Annotated in this window: 11 protein-coding genes, 2 tRNA genes and 2 other RNA genes; 8 read left to right on the top strand and 7 right to left on the bottom strand. The window is 60.1% G+C overall.

Features of this window, described 5'->3' with window-relative positions; genetic code table 11:
- Nucleotides 1–2: 2 nt before the first annotated feature.
- On the top strand, nt 3–4,070 hold the full coding sequence (gene nirB, locus AFK62_RS10855; RefSeq protein WP_082363069.1) for a nitrite reductase large subunit NirB: 4,068 nt from the start codon (nt 3–5) through the stop codon (nt 4,068–4,070).
- A complete protein-coding gene (locus AFK62_RS10850) occupies nt 4,067–6,757 on the top strand; it encodes a nitrate reductase (protein WP_007679548.1) in 2,691 nt (896 codons plus the stop codon). The genes nirB and AFK62_RS10850 overlap by 4 nt, the downstream gene beginning before the upstream one ends.
- On the opposite strand, the gene AFK62_RS10845 is transcribed toward AFK62_RS10850, so the two are convergent.
- Complete coding sequence (locus AFK62_RS10845) at nt 6,665–7,216, bottom strand: YbhB/YbcL family Raf kinase inhibitor-like protein (protein WP_032984826.1); 552 nt, start codon at nt 7,214–7,216, stop codon at nt 6,665–6,667. The genes AFK62_RS10850 and AFK62_RS10845 overlap by 93 nt on opposite strands.
- A 177-nt stretch (nt 7,217–7,393) precedes the next feature.
- Here AFK62_RS10845 and AFK62_RS10840 point away from each other — a divergent pair, with 177 nt between their 5' ends.
- Nucleotides 7,394–8,809: a YchO/YchP family invasin gene (locus AFK62_RS10840; protein WP_071884315.1), complete on the top strand. Its 1,416-nt coding sequence runs from the start codon at nt 7,394–7,396 to the stop codon at nt 8,807–8,809.
- Here the strand turns inward: AFK62_RS10840 and narL are convergent.
- Both narL and narX read right to left on the bottom strand, forming a co-directional pair.
- A complete protein-coding gene (gene narL / locus AFK62_RS10835; RefSeq protein WP_007679552.1) occupies nt 8,806–9,456 on the bottom strand; it encodes a two-component system response regulator NarL in 651 nt (216 codons plus the stop codon). The genes AFK62_RS10840 and narL overlap by 4 nt on opposite strands.
- Nucleotides 9,449–11,257, bottom strand: a complete 1,809-nt coding sequence (gene narX / locus AFK62_RS10830) for a nitrate/nitrite two-component system sensor histidine kinase NarX (protein ID WP_007679554.1) — start codon at nt 11,255–11,257, stop codon at nt 9,449–9,451. The genes narL and narX overlap by 8 nt, the downstream gene beginning before the upstream one ends.
- Nucleotides 11,258–11,568: 311 nt before the next feature.
- Between narX and AFK62_RS10825 the strand changes: the two genes are divergently transcribed.
- The 5 genes from AFK62_RS10825 to narI all read left to right on the top strand — a co-directional run bounded on the left by AFK62_RS10825 (nt 11,569) and on the right by narI (nt 20,052).
- Nucleotides 11,569–12,960, top strand: a complete 1,392-nt coding sequence (locus AFK62_RS10825) for a NarK family nitrate/nitrite MFS transporter (RefSeq protein WP_085960986.1) — start codon at nt 11,569–11,571, stop codon at nt 12,958–12,960.
- Nucleotides 12,961–13,389: 429 nt separating this feature from the next.
- The gene (locus AFK62_RS10820) at nt 13,390–17,136 is read left to right on the top strand and encodes a nitrate reductase subunit alpha (protein ID WP_007679559.1); all 3,747 of its coding nucleotides are present in this window, start codon (nt 13,390–13,392) and stop codon (nt 17,134–17,136) included.
- The gene (gene narH, locus AFK62_RS10815) at nt 17,133–18,668 is read left to right on the top strand and encodes a nitrate reductase subunit beta (protein ID WP_007679560.1); all 1,536 of its coding nucleotides are present in this window, start codon (nt 17,133–17,135) and stop codon (nt 18,666–18,668) included. Before AFK62_RS10820 ends, narH begins: the two co-directional genes overlap by 4 nt.
- Nucleotides 18,665–19,375: a nitrate reductase molybdenum cofactor assembly chaperone gene (gene narJ, locus AFK62_RS10810; RefSeq protein ID WP_007679561.1), complete on the top strand. Its 711-nt coding sequence runs from the start codon at nt 18,665–18,667 to the stop codon at nt 19,373–19,375. The genes narH and narJ overlap by 4 nt, the downstream gene beginning before the upstream one ends.
- Nucleotides 19,375–20,052: a respiratory nitrate reductase subunit gamma gene (gene narI / locus AFK62_RS10805; RefSeq protein WP_007679562.1), complete on the top strand. Its 678-nt coding sequence runs from the start codon at nt 19,375–19,377 to the stop codon at nt 20,050–20,052. The genes narJ and narI overlap by 1 nt, the downstream gene beginning before the upstream one ends.
- Nucleotides 20,053–20,588: 536 nt before the next feature.
- Here narI and AFK62_RS21205 read toward each other — a convergent pair.
- From AFK62_RS21205 to AFK62_RS10795, 4 genes are all read right to left on the bottom strand, one after another.
- Nucleotides 20,589–20,719, bottom strand: a non-coding RNA gene (locus AFK62_RS21205) — RtT sRNA.
- Nucleotides 20,720–20,760: 41 nt separating this feature from the next.
- Nucleotides 20,761–20,845 (bottom strand) — tRNA-Tyr (locus AFK62_RS10800).
- 20 nt (nt 20,846–20,865) lie between these two features.
- Nucleotides 20,866–20,997: non-coding RNA, RtT sRNA (locus AFK62_RS21200), on the bottom strand.
- A 41-nt stretch (nt 20,998–21,038) separates the two neighbouring features.
- A tRNA-Tyr gene (locus AFK62_RS10795) sits at nt 21,039–21,123 on the bottom strand.
- Between the last annotated feature and the right edge of the window lie 105 nt (nt 21,124–21,228).

Raw genomic sequence — 21,228 nt, 5'->3', positions numbered from 1 at the left:
TGATGGCGCAACGACTGGTGATTATCGGCAACGGCATGGCGGCCGTACGTCTGGTGGAGCAACTGCTGGCGCGTGCACCGGCGCGCTTCGCCATCACCCTCATTGGCGACGAACCGCAGCCTGCCTACAACCGCATTTTATTGTCGCCCGTGCTGGCTGGTGAGAAGCCTGCCGCGCAAACGCAGCTGCATGATGAATCGTGGTACTCACGTTACGGCGTCACGTTATTGACCGGTGAGCGTGCGCAGGCGGTCGATCTCATCGCCCGAACCGTAACGACGGCCACGCGAACGCTCGGCTGGGATGAACTGGTGTTCGCGACCGGCTCAACGCCGTTTATTCCCCCGATAGAAGGCAGCGCGCTGGGGCACGTCCACGCCTTTCGCACACTGGCGGATGTCGACGCGATTCTGGCAACGCCCGGCCCGACCGTGGTGCTGGGCGGCGGCTTGCTGGGCGTGGAGGCCGCTGCGGCGCTCGCCCGCCAGGGGGCCGATGTCACGCTCATTCACCGCCACCCCTGGCTGATGGAGCAACAGCTTGATGCACAGGCGGGGGCATTACTTGGCGAAAGTCTCACCGCGCGCGGTATCCGCATTATCACCGACAGTGGTATCACGCGCATCACGCCAGATGCCGTCACGCTGCCCGATGGCGGCACCGTTGCCGCCACACGGGTGGTGATTGCCACCGGCGTACGTCCGTCGGTGTCTCTCGCCGAGGCCGCCGGGCTTCACTGCGCGCGCGGCATTGTGGTGGATGACGCGCTTCGCGCCTCGCACGCCCATGTGAGCGCCATTGGCGAATGTTGTGAAATCAATGCGCAGACCTGGGGGCTGGTGGCGCCGTGCCTGCAGCAGGCAGACGCGCTGGCCGCACGCCTTTGCGGTGACAGGGCGCGCTTCGGGTATGAGGAGCATGGCACGCGGCTCAAAGTCACCGGCATTGAGGTGTTCTGCGCGGGCGCGGTCACGCCGGGGCCGCAGGCGCAAACGCTGATAAGCCTCGATCCCATTGCCCGACACTATCGCCGCCTGATCCTCGAAAACGGCAGGCTCAGCGGCGTACTGCTGTATGGCGATACCGACAGCGCCAGCGCGCTGATGAATCACTTCGGGCAGCCGCTGCGCGCGTGCGCAGGGCTGCTGTTTGATGAAACCGATGAAACGCAGCCCGCGGCTGCAGGATGTGAAACGATGACAAAACAAACTCTGGTGGTCGTGGGCCACGGCATGACAAGTCACCATTTTCTGGAGCAGTGCGTCGGGGCCGGGCTGCATACGCGTTTCCATATCATTGTCTTTGGCGAAGAGCGCTATCCGGCTTATGACCGCGTGCATCTCTCGGAATATTTCGCCGGGCGCAGCGCGCAGTCGCTCTCAATGGTGCAGGGCGATTTCTTTACGCAGACCGGGATTGAACTGCGTACCGGTTGCCCGATTGTGGCGGTGGATCGTACTGAGCAGGTAGTGCGTGACGCCCAGGGCCACGACACCCACTTTGACAAACTGGTGCTGGCCACCGGCTCCTGGCCATTCGTGCCGCCGGTGCCGGGGCGCGATCTGTCGGGCTGTTTTGTTTATCGCACGCTTGACGATCTCGACGCCATTCGTGAACGCGCGCATGACGCCACCTGCGGCGTCGTGGTCGGCGGCGGGCTGCTGGGGCTTGAGGCGGCCAATGCGCTAAAACAGCTTGGACTTAAAACGCACGTGGTGGAGTTTGCGCCCGGCCTGATGGCGGTGCAGCTCGACGCGCTAGGGGCGGCGATGCTGCGCGAGAAAATCGAGGCGCTTGACGTGAGCGTCCATACCAGTAAATCCACCACCGCGATTGTGGAAGAGGATGGCGGCCTGACCATGCAGTTTGCCGACGGCGACAGCCTGCACACCGACTTGATTGTCTTTTCGGCAGGTATTCGCCCGCAGGATTCGCTGGCGAAAGCCGCAGGAATTGCCGTGGGCGAGCGCGGCGGTATCGTCATTAACGACCACTGTCAGACCAGCGATGACAACATTTTCGCCATCGGCGAATGCGCGCTGTGGGAGAGCAAAATCTTCGGCCTGGTGGCGCCGGGCTACCAGATGGCCCGCGTTGCTGCCGCGACGCTTGCGGGTGAGACGGCGGCTTTTCGCGGGGCGGACATGAGCACTAAACTTAAGCTGCTTGGCGTTGAGGTCGCGTCATTTGGCGACGCCCACGGGCGCACGCCGGGTAGCCAGAGCTACCAGTGGACGCACGGGCCGAAGCAAATCTATAAAAAAATCGTCGTCTCGGCGGATGGTAAAACCCTGCTCGGCGGTGTGCTGGTGGGCGACAGCAGCGACTACGCCACGCTGTTGCAGATGATGTTAAACGGCATGGCGCTGCCAGCCGAGCCGGAGACGCTTATCCTGCCTGCAAGCCAGGGCGCGCCCGCGAAAGGGCTTGGCGTTGCGGCGCTGCCGGACAGCGCGCAAATTTGCTCATGCCATAACGTCAGCAAGGCCGCTATCTGCGCGGCGGTGTCAGGTGGCGCTGCCGACATGGGCGCAGTGAAAACCTGCACCAAAGCGGCGACCGGCTGCGGCGGTTGCAGCGCGCTGGTAAAACAGGTGATGGAATACCAGCTTGAACAGCAAGGCGTGACGGTTAAAAAAGATATCTGCGAACACTTTCCTTATTCACGCCAGGAGATCTATCACCTGGTGCGCGTTAACCATATCCGCACGTTTGACCAGCTCATCAGCCGCTACGGTCAGGGTCACGGGTGTGAGATCTGCAAACCGCTGGTGGGTTCGGTGCTCGCCTCCTGCTGGAATGAATATCTGCTCAAACCGGCGCATCTGCCTTTACAGGACACCAACGATCGCTACTTCGCCAATATCCAAAAAGACGGCACGTATTCCATTGTGCCGCGCATGGCGGCAGGCGAAGTGACGCCGGACGGGCTTATCGCCATCGGGCAGATTGCGAAACGCTACAACCTCTACAGCAAAATTACCGGCGGGCAGCGCATCGATCTCTTTGGCGCGCGGCTGGAGGAACTGCCTGCCATCTGGGCGGAGCTGGTGGCGGCAGGCTTTGAAACTGGCCACGCCTACGGGAAATCGCTACGCACCGTGAAATCCTGCGTCGGTTCTACCTGGTGTCGCTACGGCGTGCAGGATTCTACCGGTCTCGCGGTCGAGCTGGAGAACCGTTACAAGGGGCTGCGTGCGCCGCACAAAATCAAAATGGCGGTTTCCGGCTGTACGCGCGAGTGCGCCGAGGCGCAGGGCAAGGACGTGGGCGTTATCGCGACAGATAAAGGCTGGAACCTTTATGTCTGCGGCAACGGCGGCATGAAGCCCCGCCACGCGGATCTCTTCGCAAGCGATCTTGACCGCGAAACGCTGCTGCGCACCATCGATCGCTTTCTGATGTTTTACATTCGCACCGCCGACCGTCTGCAACGCACCAGCACCTGGATGGATAATCTGGAAGGCGGGCTCGACTACCTGCGTGAGGTTATCCTGAACGATTCGCTGGGCATTGGCGAAGAGCTGGAGCGCGAAATGGCGCAGGTGGTGGAGAGTTATCAGTGCGAATGGCAGACCACGCTGGCAAGCCCTGATCGGCTGGCGCTGTTCCGTTCCTATGTCAACAGCGATAAACCGGACGAAGCCGTACAGCGTCGCGCGCTTCGGGGCCAGCCGCAGCCGGTGGAACACGTGCCACCCTCGACGCCGCGTGCACCAGCGCGCCCGTGGCAGGCCGTGTGCGACGTGACAGACATTCCGCCGCAGGCGGGGATCGGGGCGCGGCTGGGCGAGGTGCAAATTGCGCTGTTCCGTTTTGACGATCGCGTCTATGCGCTGGATAACCTGGAGCCGGGCAGCGAGGCCAATGTGCTGTCGCGCGGGCTGGTGGGTGATGTCAACGGCGAGCCGGTGGTGATATCGCCGCTTTATAAACAGCGCATCCGGTTGCGCGACGGCCGGCTTGCGGAAGGACTCACCGAGGCTGTGCGCGCCTGGCCGGTAAAAGTGGAAGGCGGCAAGGTATGGGTGGCCGGACAGGCGCTGCTGTTACAGGCGCAGGCATCATGAACAGCGTGCACACCACCTGCCCCTATTGCGGGGTCGGCTGCGGGGTGGTGGCGCAGCGTGAGGCGAATGGCGCGGTAAGCGTGCACGGCGACACGCAGCATCCGGCGAATTTTGGACGGCTTTGCGTCAAAGGCGCGGCGCTTGGCGAAACGACCGGGCGCCAGGGGCGACTGCTGTATCCGGAAATCAACGGCGAGCGCGCCTCATGGGAGGCGGCGCTTGACGAGGCGGCCACGCGCCTTCGCGCCATTATCGATACGCATGGCCCGCAGGCGGTGGCGTTTTATGCCTCAGGTCAGTTGCTGACGGAGGATTACTATGCCGCCAACAAGCTGATGAAAGGGTTTATTGGCGCGGCGAATATCGACACCAACTCGCGACTCTGTATGTCTTCCGCTGTGGTGGGCTACAAGCGCGCGTTTGGCGCGGACGCGGTGCCGTGCAGCTATGAGGATCTGGAGCAGACCGATCTGCTGATTTTTGTCGGCTCTAACGCTGCCTGGGCACATCCGGTTTTGTACCAGCGCATTGCAGCGGCGAAGCAGGCGCGCCCGGAGATGAAAATCGTCGTCATCGACCCGCGACGCACCGCTACCTGTGATATCGCCGATTTACACCTGGCGCTTGCCCCCGGCAGCGACGCCGGGCTGTTTGTCGGGCTGCTGAACGCGCTGGCAGGTGAGCTTTTGCCGGGGCGGTTTGATGGTCAGGACGCGGCGCTTGCGGCAGCGCGCGAGTGGGATGTGGCGCGCGTGGCCGCGTTTTGCGGGCTGGCGCACAGCGACGTGGCGCGGTTTTACGACTGGTTTTTGAGCATGCCGACCGCGATGACGCTTTACACGATGGGCATCAATCAATCCTCCAGCGGCAGCGATAAATGCAACGCGATTATCAATGTCCATCTGGCGAGCGGCAAACTCGGGCGGCCTGGCTGCGGCCCGTTTTCGCTGACCGGTCAGCCGAACGCGATGGGCGGGCGCGAAGTCGGCGGGCTTGCCAACCAGCTTGCCTGTCATATGGGATTTGAACCGGCGGATATCGCCCGCCTTGGCCGGTTCTGGGGCAGCGAGCGCATCGCGCAGACGCCAGGCCTGATGGCGGTGGAGCTGTTTGAGGCTATCGGGCGCGGCGAGGTTAAAGCCGTCTGGATCATGGGCACCAACCCGGCGGTGTCGCTGCCGGACAGCGATGCGGTGCGCCAGTCGCTCTCACGCTGTGAGCTGGTGATGATTTCCGAGGTGGCGGCAAAGACGGACACTTCGCACTTCGCGCACGTGCGCTTCCCGGCGCAGGGCTGGGGCGAGAAAAACGGGACGGTCACCAACTCCGAGCGGCGGATCTCACGCCAGCGGCCGTTTCTGCCCGCACCTGGTGAAACGCGGCCCGACTGGTGGATAGTGGCGCAGATGGCCCGGCGGCTTGGGGCGGGTGAGGCGTTTGGCTGGCAGCACCCCCAGGAGATTTTTTGTGAGCACGCTGCGCTGTCGGGCTTTGAAAACGACGGCACACGGGCATTTGATATCAGCGGGCTGGCCGGGTTAACGCGCGAGGCGTATGACGCGCTTTCGCCTGTGCAATGGCCTGTCACGGCGACGATGCCCGCCGGTACCGCGCGGTTGCTTACCGAGAAAACCGGCTGGCGCGGCGGCAGGCTCGCGATGGTGGCCGTAGTGCCCGCCTTGCCGCAGGCGCGGCCCGATGCGCGCTATCCGTTCTGGCTGAACACCGGGCGTATTCGCGATCAGTGGCACACAATGACCCGCACCGGCACGGTGGCGCGCCTGATGCAACACCAGCCGCTGCCGCGCGTCTCGATTCACCCTGACGATGCCGTGCGCGAGGGCGTGCGTGAGGGCGATCTGGTTGATGTCGTCTCGGCACAGGGTTTTATGGTGGCCTGGGTAGCGCTGAGCGAGGCCCAGCAGCCCGGCGCGCTCTTTGTTCCCATGCACTGGAACGCGCATTTTGCCACGCGCGGGCGGGTGAATGCGCTGGTGGCACCGGTCTGCTGTGCGCACTCAGGCCAGCCGGAGAGCAAACAGACCGCGGTGCGCCTGCAAAGGCGTCATACGCACTGGCAGGGCGAGTTGTTCTGCCGCGCGCTTCCCGCACTGCCTTCTGAACTGCTGTGGTGGCGTCAGGCGCAACACGGGTGCGAGCATTACACACTGGCGGGGGTGACCTCGCCGCAGGGCTGGCTCTGTGACCTCGCAACCCACGCGGGCTGGCAAATTCAGTATGCGGAAGGCGCAGGGGCCTTTCATCTGCTGGCCTGGCGGGACGGCGAGTTGATGCTGGCGTTCTACAGCGGCGCACGCCGTCCGGAAATACAGCCGGAGGCGGTGGCTACGGCTTTCAGCGAACCGCCTGCGTGCGCGCTTGCGCGCCACGCGCTGCTGGCGGGCAAGCGCGCGGGCAACGCGCCCGCGAAGGGGCGCATTATCTGTAGCTGCTTTGGTGTAGGCGAAAATGCGATCCGGGCGGCCATCACCGCCGGGTGTGTCAGCACAGAACAACTGGGCGAATCCCTGCGCTGCGGCACCAACTGTGGCTCCTGCGTTCCGGAGCTGAAGGCGCTGCTGGCGCAGGCGGCCTCACTGTCCGAAGCGGCCAATCAGACCGGTCGCGGCGAGCGCGTGGCCCTTGAGCCGGGCGAAGAGATCCTCCCGCGACAGGCCAGGCGGTAGGTCAGGTGGCAGATCGGTGGCGATAAGCGTGAAGACGTAATGGTGCGCACCGCTGCCGGGCGGGGGACAAGGACCATGCCAGGCGGTGGTGCCAGGGGTGTTCTTGCCGCCGGTAAAACCTTTGCCTTCGGTCAGCGCATTAGCCGCAAGCCCGGTGGTGGTGGCGGGAATGTTATAGGCCACCAGATGCGTGACGCCAAGGCCCTTCGCGCCTTCGGGATCGTGCACCACAAGCGCGTAGCTTGTAGTGCCCTGCGGCGCATGGCTCCAGATAAGCGCGGGCGACTGGTTTTCGCCGGTGCAGTTCGGGTTTTGCTTCGCGTTGCCAGCGAAAGGTTTCTCCATCATGCCGTTATCGGCGAAAGAAGGGGACTGCAGCATAAAAATACCGTCGTCAGGCGCGGCGGCGGCGTTAAAAGCCACAACAGCAAGCACAGCAGCTAGCAGCGTTTGTTTCATCGGTGTGTCTCACGCAGGGCGGGATCTTAAGCGTAGCGCACCGCGCGAAAACGGGCTGAGGATTATGCTGAAAAGCCGCGCCAGGGCTTGTCGGAAGCGGGGAAAGCAGTATGGTATACTGTACAAATGTGTACAATTCCCGGCAAAACCGGTCCAGGAGAGAAAAGTTCATACGTGATGCGGTGGTTATTTGTTGTCCTTCCGTCATTCCTTACCGCCGCGCTGCTGCCGGTCCGTGCATACCCGGCCAGCCAGAGCGACGACTACGTGCGCCAGGCGCAAAACCCCTTCGATGAAAATGGCGACAACCTCCCCGATCTTGGTCTCGCACCGGAGAACGATGCGACAGAAAAGCATCTTGCCCGTATGGCGAAAGCCTTTGGTGAGGCGAGCCAGACCGACAGCGCGCTCTCGCCAGGCCAGCAGGCGCGCCACTTTGCCTTTACGCGTTTGCGCGACGCCGTCAGTGACAGCATCACCAGTGAGGCGGAAAGCCTGCTCTCGCCGTATGGCAGCGCCACGCTTGATCTGCTGGTGGACGAAGAGGGCAATTTCAACGGCAGCAGCGGTTCGCTGTTCACGCCCTGGCAGGATAACGATCGCTATCTTACCTGGACTCAGGTAGGCGTAAGCCAGCAGGATCAGGGGCTGGTGGGCAATGCGGGCATCGGTCAGCGCTGGGCTGCTGGTCACTGGCTGCTTGGCTATAACACCTTTTATGACCGCCTGTTTGATGAAGATTTATCGCGTGCCGGGCTTGGCGCCGAAGCGTGGGGGGATTACCTGCGTCTGTCGGCGAACTACTATGAACCGCTCGGCGGCTGGCAACACCGCGCCGGACTGCTGGAGCAGCGCATGGCGCGCGGCTATGACGTCACTGCCCAGGCGTACCTGCCGTTTTATCAGCACATCAATACCAGTGTGAGCTTTGAGCAATATTTCGGGGATCAGGTGGAGCTGTTTGACAGCGGCACCGGTTACCACAACCCGGTCGCGGTGAAGGTGGGGCTGAGTTATACCCCGGTGCCGCTTGTGACCGTCAGCGCGCATCACCGCCAGGGTGAGAGCGGCGTTAGCCAGAACGATTTAGGACTGAAGCTTAACTACCGGTTTGGCGTGCCGCTCAATAAGCAACTCTCCCCGGACGAAGTGGCGGCGTCGCGCTCGCTGCGCGGCAGTCGTTACGACCGGGTGGAGCGCACCAGTGTGCCGGTGCTGGAGTTTCGCCAGCGTAAAACGCTGTCGGTGTTTCTCGCAACACCGCCCTGGGATTTGAGCGCCGGAGAAACGGTGGCGCTGAAGTTACAGGTACGCAGCCTTCACGGTATCCGCCAGCTCTCCTGGCAGGGTGACACCCAGGCGCTGAGCCTGACGCCGCCGCTTGACAGCAACAGCGCCGAGGGCTGGACGGTGATCATGCCTGCCTGGGATAACTCGCCGGGGGCAAGTAATAGCTGGCGGCTGTCGGTGACGGTAGAGGATGAGCAGGGCCAGCGTGTAACCTCGAACTGGATAACGCTTAAGTTGCAAACGCCAGTACAGACGCTGCCGCCAGACGATCCGCGTTACGAACTGCTGGCGCCGCTACCTTAGAAAATCCGTTCCTGATGCACCCAGACCGCGGCTTCAACGCGCGATTTGAGCTTCATTTTTTTCAGCAGATGCTTCACGTGCACTTTGACGGTGCTTTCGGTGATATCAAGTTTACGGGCGATCATTTTGTTCGGCAGGCCCTGAGCGATGAGCTTAAGGATATCGCGCTCGCGCGGCGTGAGCTGTGACACATCGCGCCCGGAGGTGGCGCGGCTGGCGCGCAGGCTCGCCGCCAGAACCGGCGTTAGCGCCTCGCTTAAGACCATTTCGCCCGCCGCCGCTTGCTGCAGCGCTTTTAGCAGATCTTCCGGCTCCATATCTTTAAGCAGATACCCGTCGGCACCGCGCTTGAGCGCCGTCACGACATCTTCTTCATGGTTTGAAACGCTAAAGACCACCACACGGCCCGACAGGGATTTCTCCCGCAGTTTGTCCAGCGTTTCCAGACCGTTCATGCCAGGCATGTTGAGGTCAAGCAGGATCAGATCCGGGTCGAGCGCTTCGGCCATTTCAATGCCTTGCTCGCCGTTTCCGGCTTCGCCGACCACCGTAATGGCGGGCGCCATGCTGACTAACTGTTTCACGCCGCTGCGCAGCATCGGATGATCGTCTATCAGCAGGATAGTGGCCGGTTCCGGGTTATTCATGAACTTCTCCTTCTATAAGAGCGGGTACGGATGAGAACGGCGCATCGGGAATAAAGGTCACCACCACTTCGGTGCCGCCTTCTGTCCGTCGCCGTACCTGACAGTCGCCGCGCAAACTCTGAGCGCGGTCGCGCATAATAATTAAGCCATAGTGATTGGTGCGCCCGGCGTTATCCGGCAGGCCGCACCCATTGTCGGCCACGCACAGCCGCACCTGGCCCTGATGTAGCGTCACGCTGACATGAATCGCGCTGGCGCCGGCGTGCTTCAGGGCGTTATTTAATGCCTCGCGTGCGATCTGCACGAGATGAATGGCCTGATGCGACGGCACCCGTCGTGGCGGAAGCTGGTAATCAAGCACCACCGGGAACCCGAGCCGCGCGCTGAACTCCTGACAGCTCGCTACAAGCGCCGCTTTAAGCCCCGGCTCGTTAAGCTGCAAACGGAAGGTGGTCAGCAGTTCACGCAGCTGTCGCCACGAGGCGTTGAGTTCGTTGCGGATCTGGCCAAGCAGCGTGCGGCTCTCCTCCGTCAGCGCGTCGCCCTGCATTTGCAGGCAGCTCACCTGCATTTTCATACAGGAGAGCGACTGGGCGATAGAGTCGTGCAGTTCGCGGGCGATGGCAGCGCGCTCTTCCATCACCAGCAATTGTTGTTTGCGCTCCTGCTGGCGCTCGAGCGCCAGTGTGGCGGTGAGTTGTTCCATCAGCGTGTCGATAAGCTGTTGCTGGTCACGGCTTAAATGGCAGCCTGCGGGCAGGGTGGCCAGTAACAGCCCATATTGCGTGTGGCTGTCGCCAAGCCGCCATTTGAGCGTGGTGCCGGTTTCCGTTTCGGCTGGCAGCTGGCGCGGGCAGAGGTGACAGCCAATTTCGTCGCAGCGCTCATCCGGTTGCCAGACAAACTCCTGATAATGTTCTTCATCGTCCACTTCATAAACGCGCAGGGCGATGTCACGCAGCAGCGTCAGGCTTTGCAGACGCGTCAGGACAGGCGCCAGACGTTCGCACAGCGGTACATCAGAGTGCAGGCGCCGGTTCGCCTCCCACAAAAAAGAGAGGATCTGGTTTTTTTGCTCAAGACCTGCGGTTTTCTCCTGCACGCGCTGTTCAAGGCTGGCGTAGCTTTCGGCAAGTTCGGCAGACATGCTGTTGAGCGCGCGGCCAAGTGTGGCCATTTCATCGCGCCCCGAAACGCTGGCACGCTGACTAAAATCGCGGTGCGCAACGGCGTGGGCTATCGCGAGCAGTTGCCGCCACGGTCGCAGCAGACGACGGCGCAGCCAGAGCAGGGTAAAGAGCAGCAGCAGGCCCATCAGCACCGCCATACCACGCTGAAGCATCACGACCTGGGCGATGCGCCGCTCGGTGGAACTGTCGAAGGCGCTTACCAGCGCGTCTATTTGCGCGACAAACTGCGCCACCTGCGCGTTGACCTCCTGCGGCGAGCGGGCGTCGCGCAGCGCCGGGGAGAGCCGGTCGCGCCAGTAGCGCTGAATCGCCTGCAGCGCGGCCTGCTGGCCGTCGCGAACCGCCGCCTGTTCGAGTTCCTCACTCCAGGCGGTGCGCTCCATATCGTTAAACATCGCCGTTTGCGCTTTTGCCACCGGCACGGCGGCCAGCAGACGATAGCTCTGCATACGCAGCGAACCGGCTTTGTTGATAGCATGCGCGCTGCCCTGAACGCCCTGGGCCAGCCACCCCGCCAGCGCCATCCCGCCCATACCGAGACCGGCAAGCAATAGCACGATCATCGCCAGTTGGTTAGCGAGAGTCAGTGGTGAAAAGAGTCGTTTCAGCATGGCGAGGCGCGCTCCTTAGACGGCATCGAGGCAAGCGTTAAGGCTATTCTCAGTTATCCCCTGGAGTATACCCATACCCACAGGGGATTACTCCTTTATTGCCATTCAGGTCATCCATTGTAAATCCGTCACGCCCACACCGCCGCCGGGCCTGAAAAACCACACTTTTTTTGACGCTTTGACCTACCCCCTGGTGGGTAAGGTGAATTTTTGTACAAAATGCAGAGCGATTATCCATTGATTTACATCAACTTAAGCGCGCGGCCAGGCTCTATCGTGGCGGCAGTATTCCCTTAATGTTTGAGGTGTTTATGACTGACTCTTCCGCTGCGGCACGTCCCACAAGCGGGTTGATTACCGACTGGCGGCCTGAAGACAACCAGTTCTGGCAGCGTCTAGGCCAGCGCACCGCGCGTCGCAACCTGTGGATCTCCGTGCCTTGTTTGCTGCTCGCTTTCTGCGTCTGGATGTTGTTTAGCGCGGTGGCGGTAAATCTGAATAAAGTGGGTTTTCGCTTTACCACTGACCAGCTGTTTATGCTGACCGCGCTGCCGTCGGTCTCCGGCGCGCTGCTGCGTGTACCGTACTCCTTTATGGTGCCGGTATTCGGTGGTCGTCGCTGGACGGCGTTCAGCACGGGTATTCTCATTATCCCGTGTGTATGGCTGGGCTTTGCGGTGCAGGATACGTCCACACCGTTTAGCACGTTTATTATCATTTCCCTGCTGTGCGGCTTTGCCGGGGCGAACTTCGCCTCCAGCATGGCGAACATCAGCTTCTTCTTCCCGAAACAGAAACAGGGCGGGGCGCTCGGCATTAACGGCGGTCTCGGTAACCTTGGCGTTAGCGTGATGCAGCTCGTCGCACCGCTGGCGATTTCGCTTTCCATCTTTGCCGCGTTCGGTAGCGAAGGCGTGACGCAGGACGACGGTACGCGTCTGTATCTGGAAAACGCCGCCTGGGTGTGGGTGCCGTTCCTCGCCGTGTTTACGCTGGCGGCATGGTTTGGCATGAATGATCTTGCGACGTCAAAAGCCTCGTTGCGCTCACAGCTGCCGGTGCTGAAACGCGGCCACCTGTGGATGATGAGCCTGCTCTATCTGGCGACGTTCGGTTCGTTTATCGGCTTCTCGGCGGGCTTCGCGATGCTCTCGAAAACGCAGTTCCCGCAGGTGGACGTGATGCATTTCGCCTTCTTCGGGCCGCTGCTTGGCGCGCTGGCGCGTTCAGCGGGCGGGGCGATTTCGGACCGTCTCGGCGGTACACGCGTGACGCTGGTGAACTTTGTGCTGATGGCTATCTTCAGCGCGCTGCTGTTCGTCACGCTGCCGTCTGGCGGCACGGGCGGGAATTTCGCGGCATTCTTCGGGGTGTTCCTGGCGCTGTTCCTGACGGCCGGGCTCGGTAGCGGTTCCACCTTCCAGATGATTTCGGTGATTTTCCGCAAGCTGACGATGGATCGCGTAAAAGCGGCAGGCGGCAGCGAAGAGCAGGCGATGCGTGAAGCCGCGACCGATACGGCGGCAGCGCTTGGGTTTATTTCGGCGATTGGCGCGATTGGTGGGTTCTTTATCCCGAAAGCCTTTGGCACGTCGCTGGCGCTGACCGGGTCACCGGCGGGCGCGATGAAAGTCTTTTTAGTGTTTTACGTTGTTTGCGTGGTGCTGACCTGGGCCGTTTATGGCCGTAAATCAGCACGCTAATCGATTAACCTTTTGGTTATCCTTTGCGCGGCCTGGCCGCGCTTTTTTTTAAGGCTTTTTTAGTTACAACATACTTGATGCGTGGCGGACCCGTTTCAGCAGCGTCGGGGTGAAGGCACAGGAAAAACAACGTCTGTAGCGTGGCGGCGATCACAATCGCTTTCGGACTACCCCTTAATACCCGGCGGGTAACATCAGGCGGTTAAAAACGCACCACCATTCAATTTTTATCCATTAAAAACAGTAAGTTACTAAAAATAGACAGATCATCCTTTGGGGGTAATGACATTTTTACGCCCTTTTTCTAAGCCAGGCCGCGTTGATCGTTGTCAATTCTGCCGCCTTAACCGCGCGTTACCTTGCCCGCAAATTGAGCCAATGTCGATTTGACCAGAGAGCCAACAGGCTCCACACAGGAGAACACCCCCGATGAGTAAATTCCTGGACAGGTTCCGCTATTTCAAGCAGAAAGGCGAAACCTTTGCCGATGGGCATGGACAACTTCTGGAAACCAACCGGGACTGGGAAGAGGGTTACCGTCAACGCTGGCAGCATGACAAAATTGTCCGCTCCACTCATGGCGTTAACTGCACCGGTTCTTGCAGCTGGAAGATTTACGTGAAAAACGGTCTCGTGACCTGGGAAACCCAGCAGACCGACTACCCGCGCACCCGCCCTGATATGCCGAACCATGAGCCGCGCGGCTGCCCGCGTGGGGCGAGCTACTCCTGGTATCTCTACAGCGCTAACCGCCTGAAATATCCGCTGATGCGCAAACGCCTGATCAAACTCTGGCGCGAAGCAAAAGCGCAGCACAGCGATCCGGTGAATGCCTGGGCGTCCATCATGGAAGACAGCGAAAAAGCGAAAAGCTACAAACAAGCCCGCGGTCGCGGCGGTTTTGTTCGCTCCTCCTGGCAGGAAGTCAACGAGCTTATCGCTGCCTCTAACGTCTGGACAGCCAAAACCTACGGCCCTGACCGTATCGCAGGCTTTTCGCCAATCCCGGCGATGTCGATGGTGTCTTACGCCTCCGGCGCACGCTATCTGTCGCTGATTGGCGGCACCTGCCTGAGCTTCTACGACTGGTATTGCGACCTGCCGCCGGCATCACCGATGACCTGGGGCGAGCAGACCGACGTGCCGGAATCTGCCGACTGGTATAACTCCAGCTACATCATCGCCTGGGGCTCTAACGTTCCGCAGACGCGTACGCCAGATGCCCACTTCTTTACCGAAGTGCGCTACAAAGGCACCAAAACCGTGGCGGTGACGCCGGACTACGCTGAAATCGCCAAACTCTGTGACCTGTGGCTTGCGCCGAAACAGGGCACTGACAGCGCCATGGCGATGGCGATGGGCCACGTGATGCTGCGCGAATTCCACCTCGATAAACCGAGCCAGTATTTCACTGATTACGTGCGCCGCTACACCGACATGCCGATGCTGGTAATGCTCGAAGAGCGCGACGGCTTCTACGCCGCAGGCCGCATGCTGCGCGCCTCGGATCTGGTCGATAACCTGGGCCAGGAAAATAACCCGGAATGGAAAACGGTCGCGTTTGATAACCGTGACGGCGATATGATTGCGCCGAACGGCTCTATCGGCTTCCGCTGGGGTGAAAAAGGCAAGTGGAACCTGGAGCAGCGCGACGGTACGAGCGGCGAAGAGGCTGAACTGCGTCTTTCCCTGCTGGGCCATCAGGATGATATCGCCGAGGTTGGCTTCCCGTATTTTGGCGGTGAAAGCAGCGAGCATTTCAACAGCGTGAAGCTCGAAAACGTGCTGTTGCACAAACTGCCGGTTAAACGCCTGACGCTCGCCGATGGCAGTACCGCGCTGGTGGCAACCGTTTATGACCTGACGCTTGCCAACTACGGTCTGGATCGTGGTCTTGGCGATGACAACTGCGCTACCAGCTATGACGATGTGAAAGCGTATACCCCGGCCTGGGCTGAACAGGTGACGGGTGTACCGCGCGCGCAGATCATCCGCACCGCCCGTGAGTTTGCGGATAACGCCGATAAGACGCATGGTCGTTCGATGATTATCGTCGGTGCCGGTCTGAACCACTGGTATCACATGGATATGAACTACCGTGGGCTTATCAATATGCTGGTGTTCTGCGGCTGCGTCGGCCAGAGCGGCGGCGGCTGGGCACACTATGTAGGTCAGGAAAAATTGCGTCCGCAAACTGGCTGGACACCGCTGGCGTTCGCGCTGGACTGGAACCGTCCGCCGCGTCATATGAACAGCACTTCGTTCTTCTATAACCATTCGGGTCAGTGGCGTTATGAATCCCTGACGGCGGACGACTTACTGTCGCCGCTTGCGGATAAATCCCGCTACAGCGGACACCTGATCGACTTCAACGTGCGCGCCGAGCGCATGGGCTGGTTGCCGTCTGCGCCGCAGCTTGGCACCAACCCGCTGCGCATCAAAGCCGCGGCAGATGAAGCCGGCATGAGTCCGGTGGATTACACCGTCAAGGCGCTGAAAGCAGGCGATATCCGCTTTGCTGCGGAAGAGCCGGAAAACGGTAAAAACCATCCGCGTAACCTGTTTGTGTGGCGCTCAAACCTGCTGGGCTCTTCCGGTAAAGGGCATGAGTACATGCTCAAATACCTGCTCGGCACTGAAAACGGCATTCAGGGCAAAGATCTTGGCCAGCAGGGCGGCGTGAAGCCGGAAGAGATTGAATGGCAGGACAACGGCCTCGACGGCAAACTGGATCTGGTGGTCACGCTTGACTTCCGTCTCTCCAGCACCTGTCTCTACTCCGACATCGTGCTGCCGACCGCCACCTGGTATGAGAAAGACGACATGAATACCTCGGATATGCATCCGTTTATTCATCCGCTTTCCGCAGCCGTTGACCCGGCCTGGGAATCAAAAAGCGACTGGGATATCTACAAAGGCATCGCGAAGAAATTCTCCGAGCTGTGCGTCGGCCATCTGGGTGTGGAAACCGATGTGGTGACGCTGCCGATTCAGCACGACTCCGCCGCCGAACTGGCGCAGCCGCTGGATGTGAAAGACTGGAAAAAAGGCGAATGTGAGCTGATCCCGGGTAAAACCGCGCCGCACATTATTGCGGTGGAACGTGACTACCCGGCGACCTACGAGCGCTTTACCTCCATCGGCCCGCTGCTCGACAAGATTGGCAACGGCGGCAAAGGCATCGCCTGGAACACCCAGAGCGAAATGGATCTGCTGCGTAAGCTTAACTACACCAAGCAGGACGGCCCGGCCAAAGGCCAGCCGATGTTGAACACGGCGATTGATGCCGCCGAGATGATCTTAACGCTCGCACCGGAAACCAACGGCCAGGTGGCCGTAAAAGCCTGGGCGGCACTGAGTGAGTTCACCGGTCGCGACCATACGCATCTCGCCACCAATAAAGAAGAAGAGAAGATTCGCTTTCGCGATATCCAGGCGCAGCCGCGCAAAATTATCTCAAGCCCGACCTGGTCAGGCCTTGAAGATGAGCATGTCTCTTATAACGCCGGTTATACCAACGTGCATGAGCTGATCCCGTGGCGCACGCTGTCGGGCCGCCAGCAGCTGTATCAGGATCACCCGTGGATGCGCGACTTCGGCGAAAGCCTGCTGGTGTATCGCCCGCCTATCGACACCCGCTCGGTGAAAGCGGTAATGGGCAAGAAATCTAACGGCAACCCGGAACGTGCGCTGAACTTTATTACCCCGCACCAGAAATGGGGCATTCACTCAACCTACAGCGACAACCTGCTGATGCTGACGCTCTCGCGCGGCGGCCCGATTGTCTGGATGAGTGAAGTCGACGCGAAAGCGCTGGGTATTGAAGACAACGACTGGATCGAAGCGTTTAACAGCAACGGTGCGTTGACCGCCCGTGCGGTGGTCAGCCAGCGCGTCCCGGAAGGGATGACGATGATGTACCACGCCCAGGAGCGCATCGTGAACATTCCCGGCTCGGAAATCACTGGCCAGCGCGGCGGGATCCATAACTCCGTGACCCGCGTTTGCCCGAAACCGACCCATATGATCGGCGGCTATGCGCAACTCGCTTACGGTTTCAACTACTACGGCACCGTAGGCTCTAACCGCGATGAGTTCGTGGTGGTTCGTAAGATGAAAAATATTGACTGGTTAGACGGCGAAGGCAACGACCAGAAACAGGAGAGCGTCAAATGAAAATTCGTTCACAAGTCGGCATGGTGCTGAATCTCGACAAGTGCATCGGCTGCCATACCTGTTCAGTTACCTGTAAGAACGTCTGGACCAGCCGCGAAGGGATGGAATACGCCTGGTTTAACAACGTAGAAAGCAAGCCCGGCGTGGGCTTCCCGAATGACTGGGAAAACCAGGAAAAGTGGAAGGGCGGCTGGGTACGTAAAATCAACGGCAAGCTGCAACCGCGCATGGGCGGCCGTGGCATGCTGCTCGGTAAAATCTTCGCCAACCCGCATCTGCCGGGCATCGATGATTACTACGAACCGTTTGACTACGACTATCAGCATCTGCATAACGCGCCGGAAGGTAAACATCAGCCGATCGCCCGTCCGCGCTCGAAAATCACCGGTCAGCGGATGAACAAAATCGAAACGGGCCCGAACTGGGAAGAGATCCTGGGCGGCGAGTTCGACAAGCGTTCGCATGACAAGAACTTCGAGAACATGCAGAAGGCGATGTACGGCCAGTTCGAAAACACCTTCATGATGTATCTGCCGCGCCTGTGTGAGCACTGCCTGAACCCGGCGTGTGTGGCGACCTGTCCGAGCGGCGCGATTTACAAGCGTGAAGAAGACGGCATTGTGCTGATAGACCAGGACAAATGCCGCGGCTGGCGGATGTGCATCACCGGCTGTCCGTACAAAAAAATCTACTTCAACTGGAAGAGCGGTAAATCTGAGAAGTGCATCTTCTGTTATCCGCGTATCGAAGCGGGGATGCCGACGGTTTGCTCTGAAACCTGCGTAGGCCGTATTCGTTACCTGGGCGTGCTGCTCTATGACGCAGACGCCATTGAGCAGGCAGCGAGCACCGAGCATGAAACCGATCTCTATCAGCGTCAGCTGGATGTGTTCCTTGACCCGAACGATCCGGCGGTCATTGAACAGGCGCTGAAAGACGGTGTGCCGCAGAGTGTGATCGATGCCGCGCAACAGTCGCCGGTGTGGAAACTCGCGATGGACTGGAAGCTGGCGCTGCCGCTGCATCCGGAATACCGCACGCTGCCGATGGTCTGGTACGTGCCGCCACTGTCACCGATTCAGTCGGCGGCAGACGCGGGCGAGCTTGGCAGTAACGGTATCCTGCCGGATGTAGATAGCCTGCGTATTCCGGTGCAATACCTGGCGAACCTGCTGACTGCGGGCGACACCGCACCGGTGCTACTGGCGCTCAAGCGTATGCTGGCGATGCGTCATTACAAACGTGCAGAAACCGTTGACGGCGTGAATGATGTTCGTGCGCTGGAAGACGTGGGACTGACCGAGGCGCAGGCGCAGGAGATGTATCGCTATCTCGCTATCGCTAACTACGAAGACCGCTTCGTGGTGCCGTCGAGCCATCGTGAACTGGCGCGTGACGCGTTCCCGGAACGTAACGGCTGCGGCTTTAGCTTCGGCGATGGTTGCCACGGATCGGATAGTAAATTCAACCTGTTCAACAGCCGTCGCATCGACGCCATCGACGTGACGGTGAAAACGGAGCCGCGCCAATGACCGAACTGCTGATGATCTCCCGCCTGCTGGAGTACCCGGATGCTGCCCTGTGGCAGCATCAGCAGGAGCTGTTTGACGCCCTGGCCGATACGCAACACCTGTCGCTGCAAAACGCCCATCATCTGGGCGTGTTTATCCGCGATCTGCTGCAGGAAGATCTGCTGGATGCCCAGGCGGCGTACAGCGAACTGTTCGACCGCGGCCGTGCGACATCGCTGCTGCTGTTCGAACACGTGCATGGCGAATCGCGCGATCGCGGCCAGGCGATGGTGGATCTGCTGGCGCAGTATGAGCGCGCGGGTCTGGTGCTGGACAGCCGCGAGCTGCCTGACCATCTGCCGCTTTATCTTGAGTATCTGGCGCAGCAGCCGGTGGAAGAAGCGGTAAGCGGCCTGCGCGACATTGCGCCGATTCTGGCGCTGCTTGGTGCACGCCTGAAACAGCGCGAAAGCCGTTACGCGGTGCTGTTTGACCTGCTCATTGCGCTTTCTGATGCCAGGGTCGATACCACCAAAGTGAGCGAAAAAATCGCCGAAGAAGCGCGCGACGACACGCCGCAGGCGCTGGACGCAGTCTGGGAAGAAGAGCAAGTGAAATTCTTTGCAGACCAGGGCTGCGGCGAGTCTGACATTGCCGCGCATCAGCGCCGCTTCGCCGGAGCGGTCGCTCCGCAATATTTGAATATCTCTGCCGGAGGACAGCAATAATGCACTTCCTTAATATGTTCTTCTTTAGTATTTACCCGTACATCGCCGGTACGGTGTTCCTGGTGGGCAGCTGGCTGCGCTACGACTACGGGCAGTACACCTGGCGTGCGGCCTCCAGCCAGATGCTGGATCGCAAAGGGATGAACATGGCCTCAAACCTGTTCCACTTCGGGATCCTCGGTATTTTCTTCGGCCATCTGTTTGGGATGCTGACGCCGCACTGGATGTACGAGTCATTCCTGCCGATCGCGGTCAAACAGCAACTCGCGATGGTCGCGGGCGGGGTTTTCGGCGTGATGACGCTGGTCGGCGGCCTGCTGCTGCTCAAACGTCGCCTGTTTAACCCGCGCGTGCGCGCCACATCGACCGGGGCGGATATTCTGATTCTGGCACTCCTGATGACGCAGTGTACGCTCGGGCTTATCACCATTGCGTTCTCGGCACAGCATATGGACGGCAGCGAAATGATGAAGCTGGTGGGCTGGGCGCAAAGCGTGGTGACGTTCCGAAGCGGTGCCGCAGAACATCTGGACGGCGTGGCGTTTATTTATCGCGTGCACCTGATGCTGGGCATGACGCTGTTCCTGGTGTTCCCGTTCACCCGTCTGGTGCATGTCTGGAGTGCGCCGGTGGAATATCTGACCCGCAAATATCAGGTCGTGCGTGCGCGCCGCTAAGCGTGTTGTTCTCTGACGCCACTGACCTTCAGCATTAACGGGGCGGGCTGCGCCCCCGGACGTTAAATCCCGCCGCCTCCGACCTGTTCGGGGCGGCGTTTTTTATGTTATTGCCGCGTTTTCCGCCATCTCTGAGAATTTCCCCTCTGCAGATTACACATGAACGCGCTGGCCACAGAGGAATGCCACCGTTTACACCGTGCATGGCATCGCACGATTTCCGTCTGTCGTGACAGAACCCTCTTCGCGTTAAGGCGGGCAGAGCGTGAGCATGCCGCCGCCCGGCGAGCCATGCATTCACGACGCAGAACACACGCTGTCCCATCCTTCTGCAATAGCCCTGCTGGGGCTGAGCACCTGGCTTGCTGTCAGCACCGTTGGCTGTGTAAGAAACAGAAAGAATAGGGCGATATACAGAAGAGGGTGTGGAGGAAGGATTATTCGGCGCTTCGCGCCTCACCCTTCATTCTTCCCTGACGAGGAGAAAGAGGATGCATAAGACAGGAATAGTAAGAGATAGAGCGAGATACAGAAAATGGTGGTGGGGAAGGATTATTCGTCGCTTCGCGTCTCACCCTTCGGGCCGTTGCCTGCGGCAACGTTGTCTCGCATTCGCTCGACTCGAACCTTTATCGAAGGTTCTCACCCTTCCCGCTAGGCTTTCATTATGGGCACTTAACGAGATAACCACATTGCTATGGTTGAAGATGGTGGTGGGGGAAGGATTCGAACCTTCGAAGTCGATGACGGCAGATTTACAGTCTGCTCCCTTTGGCCGCTCGGGAACCCCACCAGGGGAAATGCACGCATTGTAGATGGTGGTGGAAGGATTATTCGTCGCTTCGCGCCTCACCCTTCGGGCCGTTGCCTGCGGCAACGTTGTCTCGCTTTCGCTCGACTCGAACCTTTATCGAAGGTTCTCACCCTTCCCGCTAAGCTTTCCTTATGGGCACTTAACGAGATAACCACATCGCTATGGTTGAAGATGGTGGTGGGGGAAGGATTCGAACCTTCGAAGTCGATGACGGCAGATTTACAGTCTGCTCCCTTTGGCCGCTCGGGAACCCCACCACGGGGTAATGCTTTTTACTGGCCTGCCTCCACTGCGGGAAGCGGGGCGCATCATATCAAATGACGCGCCCCTGTAAAGTATTCCGTGAATCAATAACGATTGTT

The organism is Cronobacter condimenti 1330 (assembly GCF_001277255.1).
Classification (GTDB): domain Bacteria; phylum Pseudomonadota; class Gammaproteobacteria; order Enterobacterales; family Enterobacteriaceae; genus Cronobacter; species Cronobacter condimenti.
This window is presented reverse-complemented; position numbering and strand designations above follow the sequence as displayed.

Bases quoted from the DNA above. Each gene is read 5' to 3' on its own strand.
- nirB (WP_082363069.1), top strand. From the start codon at position 3: ATGGCGCAACGACTGGTGATTATCGGCAACGGCATGGCGGCCGTACGT.
- AFK62_RS10850 (WP_007679548.1), top strand. From the start codon at position 4,067: ATGAACAGCGTGCACACCACCTGCCCCTATTGCGGGGTCGGCTGCGGG.
- AFK62_RS10845 (WP_032984826.1), bottom strand. From the start codon at position 7,216: ATGAAACAAACGCTGCTAGCTGCTGTGCTTGCTGTTGTGGCTTTTAAC.
- AFK62_RS10840 (WP_071884315.1), top strand. From the start codon at position 7,394: ATGCGGTGGTTATTTGTTGTCCTTCCGTCATTCCTTACCGCCGCGCTG.
- narL (WP_007679552.1), bottom strand. From the start codon at position 9,456: ATGAATAACCCGGAACCGGCCACTATCCTGCTGATAGACGATCATCCG.
- narX (WP_007679554.1), bottom strand. From the start codon at position 11,257: ATGCTGAAACGACTCTTTTCACCACTGACTCTCGCTAACCAACTGGCG.
- AFK62_RS10825 (WP_085960986.1), top strand. From the start codon at position 11,569: ATGACTGACTCTTCCGCTGCGGCACGTCCCACAAGCGGGTTGATTACC.
- AFK62_RS10820 (WP_007679559.1), top strand. From the start codon at position 13,390: ATGAGTAAATTCCTGGACAGGTTCCGCTATTTCAAGCAGAAAGGCGAA.
- narH (WP_007679560.1), top strand. From the start codon at position 17,133: ATGAAAATTCGTTCACAAGTCGGCATGGTGCTGAATCTCGACAAGTGC.
- narJ (WP_007679561.1), top strand. From the start codon at position 18,665: ATGACCGAACTGCTGATGATCTCCCGCCTGCTGGAGTACCCGGATGCT.
- narI (WP_007679562.1), top strand. From the start codon at position 19,375: ATGCACTTCCTTAATATGTTCTTCTTTAGTATTTACCCGTACATCGCC.